12 protein-coding genes are annotated in these 13,626 nt (G+C 74.9%); 5 read left to right on the top strand and 7 right to left on the bottom strand.

The annotated features are described in order from the left end of the window. Positions 1 to 27: 27 nt before the first annotated feature. Together LPU61_RS18095 and LPU61_RS18090 are read left to right on the top strand one after the other, a co-directional pair. Positions 28 to 582, top strand: a complete 555-nt coding sequence (locus LPU61_RS18095; protein ID WP_199486184.1) for an ATP-binding protein — start codon at positions 28 to 30, stop codon at positions 580 to 582. A gap of 58 nt (positions 583 to 640) precedes the next feature. Then, positions 641 to 1,657, top strand: coding sequence for a methyltransferase (locus tag LPU61_RS18090; protein ID WP_043969189.1), 1,017 nt, complete (start codon positions 641 to 643; stop codon positions 1,655 to 1,657). Between the two features lie 42 nt (positions 1,658 to 1,699). On the opposite strand, the gene LPU61_RS18085 is transcribed toward LPU61_RS18090, so the two are convergent. The 5 genes from LPU61_RS18085 to LPU61_RS18065 all read right to left on the bottom strand — a co-directional run bounded on the left by LPU61_RS18085 (position 1,700) and on the right by LPU61_RS18065 (position 6,883). Beyond that, positions 1,700 to 2,725, bottom strand: coding sequence for a methyltransferase (locus LPU61_RS18085; protein WP_229405562.1), 1,026 nt, complete (start codon positions 2,723 to 2,725; stop codon positions 1,700 to 1,702). Further along, entirely contained in the window at positions 2,722 to 3,900 is a 1,179-nt protein-coding gene (locus tag LPU61_RS18080; protein WP_229405561.1) for an aminotransferase class V-fold PLP-dependent enzyme, read from the bottom strand. The genes LPU61_RS18085 and LPU61_RS18080 overlap by 4 nt, the downstream gene beginning before the upstream one ends. Beyond that, positions 3,897 to 5,210: a hypothetical protein gene (locus LPU61_RS18075; RefSeq protein ID WP_043969188.1), complete on the bottom strand. Its 1,314-nt coding sequence runs from the start codon at positions 5,208 to 5,210 to the stop codon at positions 3,897 to 3,899. Before LPU61_RS18075 ends, LPU61_RS18080 begins: the two co-directional genes overlap by 4 nt. Positions 5,211 to 5,273: 63 nt before the next feature. Further along, the gene (locus LPU61_RS18070) at positions 5,274 to 5,978 is read right to left on the bottom strand and encodes a tryptophan 2,3-dioxygenase family protein (protein ID WP_229405560.1); all 705 of its coding nucleotides are present in this window, start codon (positions 5,976 to 5,978) and stop codon (positions 5,274 to 5,276) included. A 230-nt stretch (positions 5,979 to 6,208) separates the two neighbouring features. After that, positions 6,209 to 6,883 carry an HAD family hydrolase gene (locus LPU61_RS18065; RefSeq protein WP_374199690.1) on the bottom strand — a complete coding sequence of 225 codons (675 nt, stop codon included), beginning with the start codon at positions 6,881 to 6,883 and terminating at the stop codon, positions 6,209 to 6,211. 180 nt (positions 6,884 to 7,063) lie between these two features. Between LPU61_RS18065 and LPU61_RS18060 the strand changes: the two genes are divergently transcribed. Next, a complete protein-coding gene (locus LPU61_RS18060; RefSeq protein WP_043969186.1) occupies positions 7,064 to 9,865 on the top strand; it encodes an RNA helicase in 2,802 nt (933 codons plus the stop codon). Between the two features lie 165 nt (positions 9,866 to 10,030). Continuing rightward, positions 10,031 to 10,921, top strand: a complete 891-nt coding sequence (locus LPU61_RS18055; RefSeq protein ID WP_043969185.1) for an MHYT domain-containing protein — start codon at positions 10,031 to 10,033, stop codon at positions 10,919 to 10,921. Between the two features lie 110 nt (positions 10,922 to 11,031). Here LPU61_RS18055 and LPU61_RS18050 read toward each other — a convergent pair whose 3' ends face one another. After that, positions 11,032 to 11,952, bottom strand: coding sequence for a 5'-3' exonuclease (locus LPU61_RS18050; protein WP_229405559.1), 921 nt, complete (start codon positions 11,950 to 11,952; stop codon positions 11,032 to 11,034). Between the two features lie 49 nt (positions 11,953 to 12,001). Then, the gene (locus LPU61_RS18045) at positions 12,002 to 12,226 is read right to left on the bottom strand and encodes a hypothetical protein (protein WP_043969183.1); all 225 of its coding nucleotides are present in this window, start codon (positions 12,224 to 12,226) and stop codon (positions 12,002 to 12,004) included. Positions 12,227 to 12,473: 247 nt separating this feature from the next. Here LPU61_RS18045 and LPU61_RS18040 point away from each other — a divergent pair, with 247 nt between their 5' ends. Then, entirely contained in the window at positions 12,474 to 13,616 is a 1,143-nt protein-coding gene (locus LPU61_RS18040) for an acyl-CoA dehydrogenase family protein (RefSeq protein WP_229405558.1), read from the top strand. Positions 13,617 to 13,626 lie beyond the last annotated feature (10 nt).

Below are 13,626 nucleotides of genomic sequence, written 5' to 3'. Positions count from 1 at the left end.
CCGCCCGAACCCGCCACGATGTTCCTGATGGTCGGGCTCCCCGGGGCCGGGAAGACCACCCGGGCCGAGGAACTCGCCGCGGCGCACCGCGCGCTGCGGCTGACCCCGGACGAGTGGATGATCCCCCTGTTCGACGGGTCGCAGCCCGACGGCAAGCGCGACCTGCTGGAGGGACGGCTCATCGCACTGGCCCTGCAGGCGCTGCGCCTGGGCGTGGACGTCGTACTCGACTTCGGGCTCTGGAGCCGCGACGAACGGTCGGCCCTGCGCTGGCTGGCCGCCTCGGCCGGGGCGGCCAGCCACGTCGTCTACCTGCCGGTCGACCGGGACGCCCAGCTCGCCCGGATCACCCACCGCTGGGCGACGGCGTCGCACACGACCTTCCCGATGAGCGTGGCGGACATCGACACCTGGCGGGGGCAGTTCCAGGCACCGGATGCCGCCGAACTCGGCGGCGGCGACGTTCCCGGCCCGCCGCCGGGGTGGCGTGGCTGGTGGGAGTGGGCCGTGGACCGGTGGCCCTCGCTCGCGCATGGCCGTGCCGTCAGGGGGCGGGGGCGAGACCGGCCGACGGCCGGGTAGCCGGATCCCCCCGGGGTGTCTACTGTGGATTGACCGAGGGCTGTGATCTCATGCTTTCATGATCAATCCCTCTCCTCTCATGCGCCTCGTGGCCGGCGTCTGGGGGTTCAAGACCCTCGCCGTCGGCGTCGAGTTCGGGCTGTTCACCCGCCTCGCGGGCGGCCGGACGATCACCGTCGCCGAGGCCGCCGCCGAGTTCGGGCTCGACGAGCGCCCCGCCGACCTCCTGCTGGCCGCGAGCGCGTCCCTCGGCCTGCTGGAGCGGGCCGGCGACGGCTACCGCAACACCGAGCTCGCCGAGCAGTTCCTGGTGGAGGGGCGGCCCTACTACTTCGGCGCGCAGGTGCGCTACTCCGACCTGCGCACCTACCTGCCGTGGCACCGCATCGCCGACGCGCTGCGCACCAACCGGCCGCTGACCTGGGACCCGCAGTCCCAGCAGTCGCTGTTCGACACCGTCGACCCGGAGATGGTGGCGCAGTTCTGGGACGCCATGTTCTCCACCTCCAGCTTCACCGCCCGGGCGCTGGCCGACACGTACGACTTCGGGGCGCACACCCGGCTGCTCGACGTCGGCGGCGGGGCCGGGGCGTTCCCGATCGAGCTCTGCCGCCGGCTGCCGCAGCTGCGGGCGACGATCCTCGACCTGCCCCACGTGTGCGCGAAGGCGCAGGAGCGGATCGCGGCGGAGGGCCTGGCCGACCGGATCGGCACGGTCGCGGGCGACTTCCTCGCCGACCCGGCGCTGCCGGGCGGGCACGACGTCGTCCTGCTCAGCATGATCCTGCACGACTGGGACGAGCCGACCAACCGGGCGCTGCTGGCCAAGTGCCACGCCGCGCTGCCGCCCGGCGGTGCGGTCGTCATCTGCGAGCTGCTGCTCGACGACGACCGCACCGGCCCGCCGGAGGCGGCCCTGATGGGCATGAACATGCTGGTCGAGACCGAGGGCGGCAAGAACTACTCCGGCGCCGAGTACGCGGCGTGGCTCGCCGACGCCGGCTTCGTCGACATCGAGCGGCTGACGTTCGACGCGCCGGGCGCCAACGGCGCCGTGGTGGCCCGCCGGGCCTGACGCGCGCCCCGGGTCGGGCGGGCACAGGCCCGCCCGACCCGGTCAGCCCGCCGGCTTGTACGCGGTGACCAGCTCCCAGCCACCGGGCAGCACCGCCACCCGCTCGAAGCCGACCTCCTTGAGCAGCCCCGTGTAGAACTCGACCTCCCGCAGCCGGCTGACGCAGGTGTCGACGCCGATCAGGAAGTAGCTCCAGAAGAACTGCATCGCCAGCCGGTCCGGGGTGCGGAACTCCTCGCCGATGAGCAGCAGCCCGCCCGGTTCAAGGGCCCGGTACGCCGCCTCGACCAGCCGGCGGGCGACGTCGTTGGGCCAGTCGTGCAGCACCCGGACGAACGCCAGCGCGTCGTAGCCGGTCGGCAGCGGCTCGGCGAAGAAGTCCCCGCCGACGAAGCCCAGCCGCTCGGGGTGGCCGCAGCGCTGCCGGGTGTCGGCCACCAGGGGCGCCACCGCCGGCAGGTTGAACACGTCGGCCCGCAGGTGCGGGGCGTCGTCGAGCACGCGGGCGGCGAGGGTGCCGTCGCCGCCGCCGACGTCGAGCAGGCGGCGCCGGTCCGCCCAGAGCCGGTCGGCGTGCCGGTGCAGCGTCTCCAGCACCGGGCCGAGCCCGACGGCCATGCTCCGCTCGAACGCGGCGGTCTGCTCGTCGGTGCGCGGCGGCCACGCGAAGTCCTCGTCGGTCATGCCGACCTCGCCGCGCAGGCTCTCGGCCAGCCGGCCGTGCAGCACCCGCCACGGGTAGCGGTTCCGGTCGCGCTCGACGGCGTCCGGCCCGACGACCGCGGCCACGGCGTCGCGCAGCCCCGGCTCGGCCCGGTAGCGGGCGGCGGCGATGTCGTCGTCGGGTTCCTCGCGGGTGACGACGCCGAGGCTCTCCAGGCAGTCCAGGAACTTGTACAGCCGCAGCGGCCGGAACCCGAACCGTTCGGCGAGGTCACCCAGCCGGGCGGGGCCGGGCTCCAGCGCGTCGAGCAGGCCCAGGGTGAGGGCGGTCTCCAGCACGTCCATCGCCTTCGGGCCGTTGGCGAGCAGGCTCATCAGTGCCCTCGGCGACAGGGTGACGTTCACCGGCGAATCTCCTCTTCCAGCGCGTCCATGAACACGTCGACCTCCTCCAGGGTGTTGTAGACGTGCGGGCCGACCCGCAGCCAGCCGCGCCAGCTGCAGATCACGTCGCGCGCGGCGAGCCGCCGCTTGACCGCCTCCCCGTCGGGCACGTCGAGGCAGACGACGCCGCCGCGGCGGTGCGGCTCGGTCGGGCTGACCACCGCGATCCCGGCGGCGGCGGCCCGCTCGATGATCCGCCCGGTGCAGGCCAGGGAGTGCCGCCGGATCGCGGGCACGCCGACGCCGGCCAGCAGGTCCAGGCCCACCTGGGAGACCAGGGAGGTGAGCGGGAACGGCGTGCCGCCGGCGAACCGTTGCGCGCCGGCCGCCCAGCCGGTCGACGGCCGGAAGGTCAGCGCGACGTCCCCGGCCTGCCAGCCGGTCGCCGCCGGCTCCAGCCGGGGCGTCAGGTCCGGCCGGACGTAGCAGAAGGCGGTGCCGACGCCGCACAGCCACTTGTGCGCGCCGCCGAGGACGACGTCCACGCCCAGCGCGGTCACGTCCAGCGGCAGCACCCCGACCGTCTGGAAGGCGTCGACGACCACCAGGGCGCCGGCGTCGTGGGCGTGGGCGACGAGCCGGGGCAGGTCGATGGTGTCGCCGGAGGCGAAGCTGGCGTGCGGCACGCACACCAGCAGCGTCCGCTCGTCGATGCGCGCCTCGAGGGCGTCCTGGTCGAACCGGACGCCGCCGGTGGCGACGACGTCGGCGCGCGCCCCGTAGCGGCCGAACGCGTTCCAGACGAACGGCACGGTCGGGAACTCCAGGTCGGTGGTGACGACCCGGTCGCGGGGCGGGCGGTAGTCGAAGCAGGAGGCGATCCGGGCCAGCAGGGTGCTCAGGTTCGCGTCGGTGACCAGGCTGCCCGCCGGCGCGCCGATGAGCGCGGCCACCGAGTCGGCGTACCGGTCGAGGCCGACGTGCCAGTCCTGCCACACGTCGTCGCGCCAGCCGCGCAGGGTCTCCCAGTAGTCGGCCAGGACCCGCTGCGCGCCCTGCGGGACCGCGCCGGTGGAGTTGTTGTTCAGGTAGACGCAGGTGCCCAGCAGCGGGAACTCGGCGCGCAGGGCGGCGTGCGCGTCCGCGTCGAGGCAGCGCGCCTCGTCGGCGGCCGGGGCCGGGTCGGGTGTGCTCACTCGGGACAGCCTCCGGTGTTCGTCGGCGGGGCCGCCGGGCACGGGTCGTGGCCGACGGCGGTGAAGACGGGGGTGGAGCGGACGGCGGCCAGGTAGGGGGTGCCCTCCGTGTAGCCGGTGCCGGGGCGCGCGCCGAGCATCCGGACCGCCAGCCGGTGGTGGGTGCGCCGCCACCCGAGCACCGCGTCGGCGAAGGCCCGCATCTCCCGCTCGACCCGGTCGCGGTCGGCCCCGGCGAGCCGGCCGGCGCGCACCGCCGCCCGGTGGGCCGCGTCGACCGACGGGTGCCCGGCGAGCACCCACTCGCGCACCTCGGGCACCGAGCGGTAGGCCGCCGAGTCCAACCGCGACCCCTCGGGGGTACGGCAGAGCGACTCCACCAGCTTGTAGGAGCGGGACTGGATGGCGCTGGCCCCCTCGGTGTACTCCCGGAAGGTCCGGAAGGACTCCGGCTGCATGGTGGCCAGCAGCGAGAACAGCGGCCCGGCGGCGGCGAGCCGGTCGCGGGCGTACGCCAGCCGGTCGGCCGCCGCCGCCGGGTCCCCGGTGGTCAGGGCGGCGACGGTGCCGCGCAGCTCGTCGGCGAGCCCGGCGAAGACGCACTCGTACGCCTGGAGCACCCGGACGAACAGGTACTCGTCGTGCGACCGGTACACCGGCAGCATGCTCAGCCGCAGCCGGCGCTCCTCGTCGTCGGTGACGTCGGCGGCGGCGAGGGCGTGCAGGGCCGCCGCCGCGTCGGCCGGCTCCTGGTCGTCGACCGTCCGCGTCGGGTCCAGCCGGGACACCGCGGGCAGCGCGGCCCGGACGCCGAGCCGCAGGCGCTTCGCGACCGTCTCCGGGCCGGGGCGCTGCTCGGGCAGCAGGCTGGTGGCCCCGGCCGCGGCGGTCAGCTCGAAGGCGAGGGCGTCGGCGACCAGCCGCAGCAGGAGCCGGTCGGAGTCGCGGCGGGCGCCCGCCGGGTCGGTCTGCGGGGTGTTCCCCGGGCCGGCGACGGGGTCGTCCGCCGTGCAGGGCAGCCGCAGCAGGGGCAGCGCCAGGTAGCTGCGGTAGTCGTACCGGCCGTCCCACTTGTCGAGCGCGGCGTCGAGGAAGTCGCACAGCAGGCGGGTCGGCCCCGTGGCCCCGGGCACGGCGCGTCCCGCCGCCGCGACGACGCGCGTCCGAATCTCGTCGAGAAGTGCGAGCAGTTCTTTTTCGACAAAGTGTTTACCGACGCGCTGGAACTCGCCGAGCACCGCAGAGTAGGGAAAGTCACCGGGATCGGATAGGCCGGACCGCCAGGACGTCAGCTCACGCACGAACGGCACCTCAACATTACGATCGTGTTAAATACGGACGGTGAGGAACCGACGATTTCGGCGGCGGCCGGGTCAGGCCCGTGGGGCGGCCGGCGTGGGGCCGGCGGCACCCACCCGCAGCTGCCACAGCTCGGGGAAGAACCGGTGGTCGATCAGCCGGGCGAGCATGGTCGCCGGGCTGCCCGGAGTGCCGGCCGGGCCGTGGCCGCCGATGCGCAGGGCCACCTGGTAGTGCCGCACCCGCCAGGACGCCACCCGCTCGTCCCACTCGACCATGGCCTCGGCCAGCCGGTGCAGCGGATCGGCGGCGTCGGTGCCCGGCAGCGCGGACACGTCGACGCCGAGGGCGGCGAGATGGTCGGCGAAGGCCCGCCCGAGCCGCCGGCTGGCGGCCTGCACCTGCCGCCAACCTGGCGATTCGGCGCCGGAGCCGTTGCCGAGCGCCGGCTGCATCGCCTGGAAGTCGGCGGGGGACAGGTGGCGGAACATCTCCAGCTGGTCGGTGACCAGCCGCACGCCGAGCGTCGCCCGGGTCAGCAGCAGCTCGGCCGCGCCGGGCTCGCCGGCGTCGAGCCGCGCGGCGGCCTCGCGCAGCTCCGACGCCGCGAGCTTGAGCCACAGCTCGGTCGACTGGTGGACCACCTGGAAGAGCAGCTCGTCGCGACAGATCACCTGATCCGGGCCGCGCTGCAGGTCGAGCAGTTCATCGACGCGCATGTAACGCGCGTAGTCGGTGTCGCCGTCGCCCGGCAGCACGGGTGAGTGGTCCCGCTTCACGGAATTGTCCCCTTCGGTTGGCGTCGGGGCACCTGGACGCGACCCGCGACGACTCATCGCGGCGGACATTATCCAACGACGTCGAGCAATATGTCACGCCCCCCGCCCACGACCGCCCGCCGACGGGGGTAAATGCATCCTTCTCGGCCGTTTCTATCGAGAAGAATGCGACTCGTCGGCGTGCCGCCGAATGGGAGACGAGTCCCGCCGGACGAAACCGGAATGTGGGATCAGCCGGGCAGGGCCAGGTCGAGCACGGAGCCCAGCCCGTTGGGTCGGCCCGGCTCCGCCTCGGGCAGGACCAGCACCGCGCAGCCGGCCCGCACCGCCCCGGCGTCCGCCGCCGTGTCGCCCACCATCAGCGCCCGCTCCGCGTCCACCCCGAGCATCCCGCAGGCTCGCCAGAAGATCGCCGGATCCGGCTTGCAGCGCCCCACCTCGTACGACAGGACAAACGCGTCCACCAGGGCGTCGAGGCCCCACGCGGCGAAGAACGGCCGGATGTCGAAGCCGATGTTGCTCACCACCGCCACCTTCACCCCCGCCGACCGCAGCGCCGCGAGGGTCGGTGCGGTGTCCGGGTAGGGCACCCAGCCCTCGGCCACCAGCACGCGCTCGTAGAGCGCGTCGGCGAGGCCGTCGATCCCGGCGTCCACGGTCTCCGCCAGCCCCGTGTACGCGCCCCGGTGGGCGTGCGGGTAGAGGTCCCGCTCGGACCACAGCTCGGCAAGCGCCGGCGGCACCCGCGCCGGCAGCGGGCCACCGGGGCGGCCCGCGGTGAGCAGCCGGTCGGCCAGCGCCGTGGCCCGCATGCGCTCCAGGCTCACCCCGCACGCCCGCGCGGCGGCGAGCACCCAGTCGTGGGGGTCCTCCACCTGGGCGAGGGTGCCGTGGAAGTCGAACAGGACCGCCTCGACGGGCCGACGGGACGCCCGGGCGCCTGCGGCGGCGTCGGCGCTGGGTGGGGTCGACTGGGTCGGTTCGGCATGATCCGGCACGCCGTGCACCCTACCGACCGCCCCCGACCCCCCTGTCGGACGGCCTTGAGGCGGTGGTCGTCGGAGGCACGCACTAATCTTGGGGACATGTCGAGCCCCGCCGAGCGGTACGCCGCGGCGCGCCGCCGGGCCGCGCAGGCCTCACAGTTCCCGGCGCTGGACGAGTTCACCCTTGACCTGGGGTTCGATCTCGACGACTTCCAGCGGGAGGCGTGCCAGGCCCTGGAACGGGGCAGCGGCGTGCTGGTCTGCGCCCCCACCGGCGCCGGAAAGACCGTGGTCGGCGAGTTCGCCGTACACCTGGCCCTGCGCGGCGCCCCCGCGCGGCCGGCGGCGGCCGACGGCGACGGCCCCCCGCCCACCCGGCGCAAGTGCTTCTACACCACGCCGATCAAGGCGCTGTCCAACCAGAAGTACCACGACCTGGTGGACCGCTACGGCGTCGAGCACGTCGGCCTGCTCACCGGCGACAACGCGATCAACGGCGACGCCCCGGTGGTCGTGATGACCACCGAGGTGCTGCGCAACATGCTCTACGCCGGCTCGGCCACCCTGGAGGGCCTGGCCTACGTGGTCATGGACGAGGTGCACTACCTCGCCGACCGGTTCCGCGGCGGGGTCTGGGAAGAGGTGATCATCCACCTGCCCGCCTCGGTGACCCTGGTCTCGCTGTCGGCGACCGTCTCCAACGCCGAGGAGTTCGCCGACTGGCTGGTCACCGTGCGCGGCGAGACCGCCGTGGTGGTCAGCGAGCACCGCCCGGTGCCGCTGTGGCAGCACATGCTCGTCGGCAAGCGGATGTTCGACCTGTTCCACGACGCCGACGCCGCCCGCAAGCACGACGTGCACCCGGAGCTGCTGCGCTACACCCGGGAGACGATGCGCCGCCTGGAGCTGGGGGAGGGGCGCAGCGCCGGGCCGGGCGGCGGCCGGCGCGGGCCGCGCTGGCGGGGCCCGCTGCGCCCGGACATCGTGGACCGGCTCGACCGGGAGGGGCTGCTGCCGGCGATCCTGTTCATCTTCAGCCGCGCCGGCTGCGCCGCCGCCGTGCAGCAGTGCCTCGCCGCCGGCCTGCGGCTGACCAACCCGGAGGAACGCGCCGAGATCCGCCGGGTCGTCGAGTCCCGGGTCACCGCCATCCCCGGCGAGGACCTGACGGTGCTCGGCTACTGGGAGTGGCTCGACGGCCTGGAGCGCGGCCTGGCCGCCCACCACGCCGGCATGCTGCCGGTGTTCAAGGAGGTCGTCGAGGAGCTGTTCGTCCGGGGCCTGGTCAAGGCGGTCTTCGCCACCGAGACCCTGGCGCTGGGCATCAACATGCCGGCCCGCTGCGTCGTCCTCGAACGTCTCGTGAAGTTCAACGGCGAGGCCCACGTCGACCTCACCCCGGGCGAATACACCCAGCTCACCGGGCGCGCCGGCCGCCGGGGCATCGACGTCGAGGGGCACGCCGTCGTGGTCTGGTCGCCCGAGACCGACCCCCGGCACGTGGCGGGCCTGGCCTCCACCCGCACCTACCCGCTGCGGTCCAGCTTCCGCCCGTCCTACAACATGGCCGTCAACCTGGTCGGCACGGTCGGCGCGGAGCCGGCCCGCGCGCTGCTGGAGAGCTCGTTCGCGCAGTTCCAGGCCGACCGGTCGGTGGTCGGCCTGGCCCGGCAGGTGCAGCGCAACACCGAGACCATCGACGCGTACGGCGCGGAGGCCGCCTGCCACCACGGCGACTTCGACGAGTACTTCGCCCTGCGGGTGGCCATCGCCGACCGGGAGCGCGCCATCGCCCGGCAGGGCCAGCACCAGCGCAAGGCCGCCGCGGTGGCGTCGCTGGAGCGGCTGCGCGTCGGTGACGTGATCCGGGTGCCGTCCGGGCGGCGCGCCGGCCTCGCGGTGGTGCTCGACCCGGCCACCGGCGGGTTCGGCGAGCCCCGTCCACTCGTGCTCACGCAGGACCGGTGGGCCGGGCGGGTCAGCCCCGGCGACTTCACCACCCCGGCGGAGGTGCTCGCCCGCATCCGGGTGCCCAAGCACTTCAACCACCGTTCCCCGGCGGCCCGTCGTGACCTCGCCGCCGAGGTCAGCGGCACTGGCCTGGACCGGCACGGCGGTCGGCGCGGCGGCCGGTCCCGGCAGGGCGCGGGCGAGGACCACGCGCTCAGCCAGCTCCGCACCGAGCTGCGCCGGCACCCCTGCCACGCCTGCCCCGACCGGGAGGAACACGCCCGCTGGGCCGAGCGCCGCCGCCGCCTCGAACGCGACACCGAGGAGCTGCGCCAGCGGGTCGCCGGCCGCACCGGTTCCCTGGCCCGCACGTTCGACCGGATCGTCGCGCTGCTCACCGCGCGCGGCTACCTGTCGGCCGACGGTGCCGTCACCGACGCCGGCCGGATGCTCGGCCGGATCTGGACCGAGGCCGACCTGCTGGTCGCCGAGTGCCTGCGCCGGGGCGTCTGGGACGGGCTCTCCCCGGCGGAGCTGGCCGCCGCCGTGTCGGTGGTGGTGTTCGAGGCCCGCCGGGACGCCGACGAGCGGGCGTCGCTGCCGCGCGGCCCCGTCGCGGACGCGGTGGACGAGACGCTGCACCTGTGGAGCGGCATCGAGGCCGACGAGGCCGCCCGGGGTCTCGCCGTCACCCGCGAGCCCGACCTCGGCTTCGCCTGGCCGATCTACCGTTGGGCGCGCGGCGAGGCCCTGGCCAAGGTGCTCGCCAGCGGGCACCAGCTCGACGGCGAGATGCCGGCCGGCGACTTCGTCCGCTGGGCCCGGCAGGTCGTCGACCTGCTCGGTCAGGTCGCCGACTCCGGCGGCGCCTCCACCGAGCTGCGCGCCACCGCCCGGCAGGCCATCGCCGCCGTCAACCGGGGCGTCCTCGCCTACCACGCCACCGCCTGACGGTCACCCTGCGTCATCTCGGCGCGGGTCCCATGCATCGGACTGTCACTGCAACAGCACCCCCCGAAGTGGCCGGGGGGTGCTGTTGCGGCAGCTCAACGCGTCCCCGATCATGTCTCCGGCACGTCGTTGACGCGTCGGTAACCGGGTGGGGGGACAACCGCCGTGGCGGAGATCAATCACTTTGAGTACGGCTGGATCACACCGGCGCTCAGCTACGCGTTGTCGGTGCTGGGTTCGTTCCTCGGTCTGGTCTGCGCGGCCCGCATCCGGGTCGCCGCCACCACCGGCCAGCGCGTGTGGTGGGGCATCCTCGCCGCCTGGGCGATCGGCGGCACCGCGATCTGGAGCATGCACTTCATGGCGATGCTCGGCTTCGCCGTCGAGGGCACCCGGATCCGCTACGACGTGCCGATCACCGTGGTCAGCGCCCTCATCGCCGTGGTCGCGGTCGGCATCGGCCTGGCGATCGTCGGCACCGGCCGGGTCTCCGCGTTGCGCATCGGCGTCGGTGGCGTGTTCACCGGGGCCGGGGTCGCCGCCATGCACTACACCGGGATGGCGGCGATGCGGCTCGGCGGCTCCCTCGGCTACGACGGCGTCCGGGTCGCCCTGTCGGTGGCGATCGCCGTGGTCGCGGCGACCGTGGCGCTGTGGCTCGCCGTCACCGTGCGCCGGGCCCTGGCCGTCGCCGCGTCCGCGCTGGTGATGGGCGTCGCCGTCAACGGCATGCACTTCACCGGCATGAGCGCCCTGTCGGTGCACCTGCACGAGCAGCAGGGCGAGATCACCGGTGCCGGTTTCAGCACCCTGCTGGTGCCCATCGTCCTCGCGGTGATCTTCGTGGTCGTGGGGCTGGTCTACGCCCTGCTCGCGGCGCCCACCGAGGAGGACCGGGCCGGCGCCGCCTACCTCGACGCGCGCCGGGTCGACCCGGCCGGGGCGAGCGTGCCGGATCCGCAGCCGGCCCCGGACCCGGTCGGGCTGCGCGCCCGCGGCACCCTGGCCCGGCCCGGCAGCACGTTCCCGACCCGCCGCGTCGACCCGCCGCGCTGACCCCGCGTGCCGGGCCGAATGCCGTCCTCGCCGGACCCGGCCGGCACGTTCACCGGGCCCGGGGCTCGGCCCGGTCCGCGGTCGCTGGCGGCGAGGCCGGGCGCGGCGGGTCAGTCGCGGGTGGCGAGGGCGTCGACGAGGCGGCGGCAGGAACCGGCCAGGTTCCAGCGCTCGGCCAGCTCCAGCAGCCGGTCCGGGTCGGCCGGGGCCTGCGGCAGCGCCGTGGGCAGCTCCGACAGCGGCACGTCCAGCGCCACCCGCACCACCGTCGGCGCGACGGCCAGGTAGTCGCGCGCGGCGTCCAGCCGGGCCCGCAGGCCGGGGGCGAACCCGGAGCCCGGGTCGTCGAGCGCGGCGAGGATGCCGGCGACGCCGCCGTACCGGTCGACCAGCCGGGCCGCCGTCTTCTCGCCGACGCCCGGCACCCCGGGCAGCCCGTCGCTCGGGTCGCCGCGCAGGGCCGCGAAGTCGGCGTACCGGTCGGCGGGCACCCCGTAGCGGGCGCGCACCGCCGCGTCGTCGCAGTCCTCCAGCTTCGCCACGCCCCGCCCGACGTAGAGCAGCCGCACCCCGCGCGCGTCGTCGACGAGCTGGAACAGGTCCCGGTCGCCGGAGACCACCTCCGCCGGCGCGGGCTGGGTCACCGACAGCGTGCCCAGCACGTCGTCGGCCTCGTAACCGGTGGCGCCGACCGCCGTGATGCCGATCGCGGCCAGCACGTCCAGGATCACCGGCACCTGCGGGCCGAGGGTGTCGGGCACCTCCTCGCCCCCCTCCGGGGCCACCCGGTGCGCCTTGTACGACGGCAGGAGCGCCACCCGCCAGTCGGGACGCCAGTCGTGGTCCAGGGCGCAGACCATCCGGTCGGGGCGGCGGGTGCGCACGAGCGTGGTGAGCATGTCGAGGAAGCCGCGCACCGCGTTGACGGGGCTGCCGTCGGTGGCCCGCGCGGCGGACTCGGGGACGCCGAAGTAGGCCCGGAAGTAGAGGCTGGGAGCGTCGATCAGCAGGATCGGGGGTCGGTGTGCCACGCCGGACAGCCTGGCACAGCCGTCCGACGATCCGGGCGCGGCGCGGCGGTCAGCGCGGCCCGGCGTGCCGGTAGAGCGTCTCCCGGCGGGCGAGGCGCTGCACGGCGTAGCTCGCCACCAGCAGGACGAGGGCGACGGCCGCCTCCAGCCACGCGAGGGCCCCGTTGGCGACGGTGAGGCCCACCGCCAGCAGTACCAGCCCGGCGACGGCGAGGATGCCGGCCCACAGCAGCCCGCGCCGGCGCCGGGCCCCGCGTTCCCGCTCGCCGCCCATCGCGCCGCCTTCCCCTCCGTCGGCCGGCGGACCGGTGCCGGCGTGGGTCCAGGCTATCGACGTCGCCGCCCGGGTCGGGCGGGTTCGACGCGACACGGCCGCCGCGAGCGCCTCCCGCAGGTGACCAAACGACCGTTAAGCTCACAGGATGGGAACCGACGGCAGAACCGGCCACCGGAACCCGACGCCGTCCGCACGACGGGCGGCGAGACCGGCTCAACACCACCCCCACGGAGCTCAGCGCGCTATGACCGTCGACCGGATCCTGCCCACCGACGAGGCCCACGACCTGCTCGACCTCGCCACCGAACTCGCCGACCGGGAACTCGCCCCCCGCGCCGCCGGGTTCGAGTCCCGCGCCGAGTTCCCCCGGGAGGTGCTGCGCACCCTCGGCCGCGCCGGCCTGCTCGGCCTGCCCTACGCCGAGGAGCACGGCGGGGCCGCCCAGCCGTACGAGGTGTACCTGCAGGTGCTGGAGGTCCTCGCCAGCCGCTGGCTCGCCGTCGCCGAGGCGGTCAGCGTGCACACCCTGTCCTGCTACCCCCTGGCGCAGTTCGGCACGGACGCCCAGCGCAAGCTGCTGCCCGACATGATCGGCGGCGAGCTGCTCGGCGCGTACTGCCTGTCGGAGCCGCAGGGTGGCTCGGACGCGGCGGCGCTGACCACGAGGGCCGTGCGCGACGGCGAGGCGTACGTGGTCACCGGCACCAAGGCGTGGATCACCCACGCGCAGGTGGCCGACTTCTACAACATCTTCTGCCGCACCGGCGGGCCCGGCCCGAAGGGCATCTCCTGCCTGCTCGCCGACCGCGACACCCCCGGCATCGTGCCGCAGGCCGCCGAGCGGACCATGGGCCTGCACGCCTCCCCGGTGGCGCAGGTCGCCTTCGACGACGCCCGCGTGCCCGCCGACCGCCTCATCGGCGGGGAGGGCGCCGGCTTCACCATCGCCATGTCCGCCCTGGACTCCGGCCGCCTCGGCATCGCCGCCTGCGCCGTCGGCCTGGCCCAGGCCGCCCTCGACTACGCAGTCGGCTACGCCCGTGAGCGTCGGCAGTTCGGGCGGACGATCGTCGACTTCCAGGGCCTCGGGTTCATCCTGGCCGACCACGCCACCCAGATCTCCGCCGCCCGCGCGCTCATGCTGGCCGCCGCGCGGCTGCGCGACGCCGGCCGGCCGTACTCGATCGAGGCGGCGAAGGCGAAGCTGTTCGCCACGGACGTGGCGATGCGGGTGACCATCGACGCGGTGCAGGTGCTCGGCGGGGCCGGCTACGTCGCCGACCATCCCGTCGAGCGCTACCTGCGGGAGGCGAAGGTGCTCCAGATCGTCGAGGGCACCAACCAGATCCAGCGCCTGGTGATCTCCCGCGCCCTGGCCAGGGGCTGAGCGCGCGCCC

This window comes from Micromonospora sp. NBRC 110038, assembly GCF_020884815.1.
Taxonomy (GTDB): Bacteria; Actinomycetota; Actinomycetes; order Mycobacteriales; family Micromonosporaceae; genus Micromonospora; species Micromonospora haikouensis.
Note: the sequence above shows the minus strand (reverse complement) of the source record. Positions and strands in the feature narration are given on the sequence as shown.

What these genes read in the sequence shown, in the direction of transcription:
- LPU61_RS18040 (WP_229405558.1), top strand. Translation starts at nt 12,474, where the DNA reads ATGACCGTCGACCGGATCCTGCCCACCGACGAGGCCCACGACCTGCTC.
- LPU61_RS18060 (WP_043969186.1), top strand. Translation starts at nt 7,064, where the DNA reads ATGTCGAGCCCCGCCGAGCGGTACGCCGCGGCGCGCCGCCGGGCCGCG.
- LPU61_RS18045 (WP_043969183.1), bottom strand. Translation starts at nt 12,226, where the DNA reads ATGGGCGGCGAGCGGGAACGCGGGGCCCGGCGCCGGCGCGGGCTGCTG.
- LPU61_RS18090 (WP_043969189.1), top strand. Translation starts at nt 641, where the DNA reads ATGATCAATCCCTCTCCTCTCATGCGCCTCGTGGCCGGCGTCTGGGGG.
- LPU61_RS18095 (WP_199486184.1), top strand. Translation starts at nt 28, where the DNA reads ATGGTCGGGCTCCCCGGGGCCGGGAAGACCACCCGGGCCGAGGAACTC.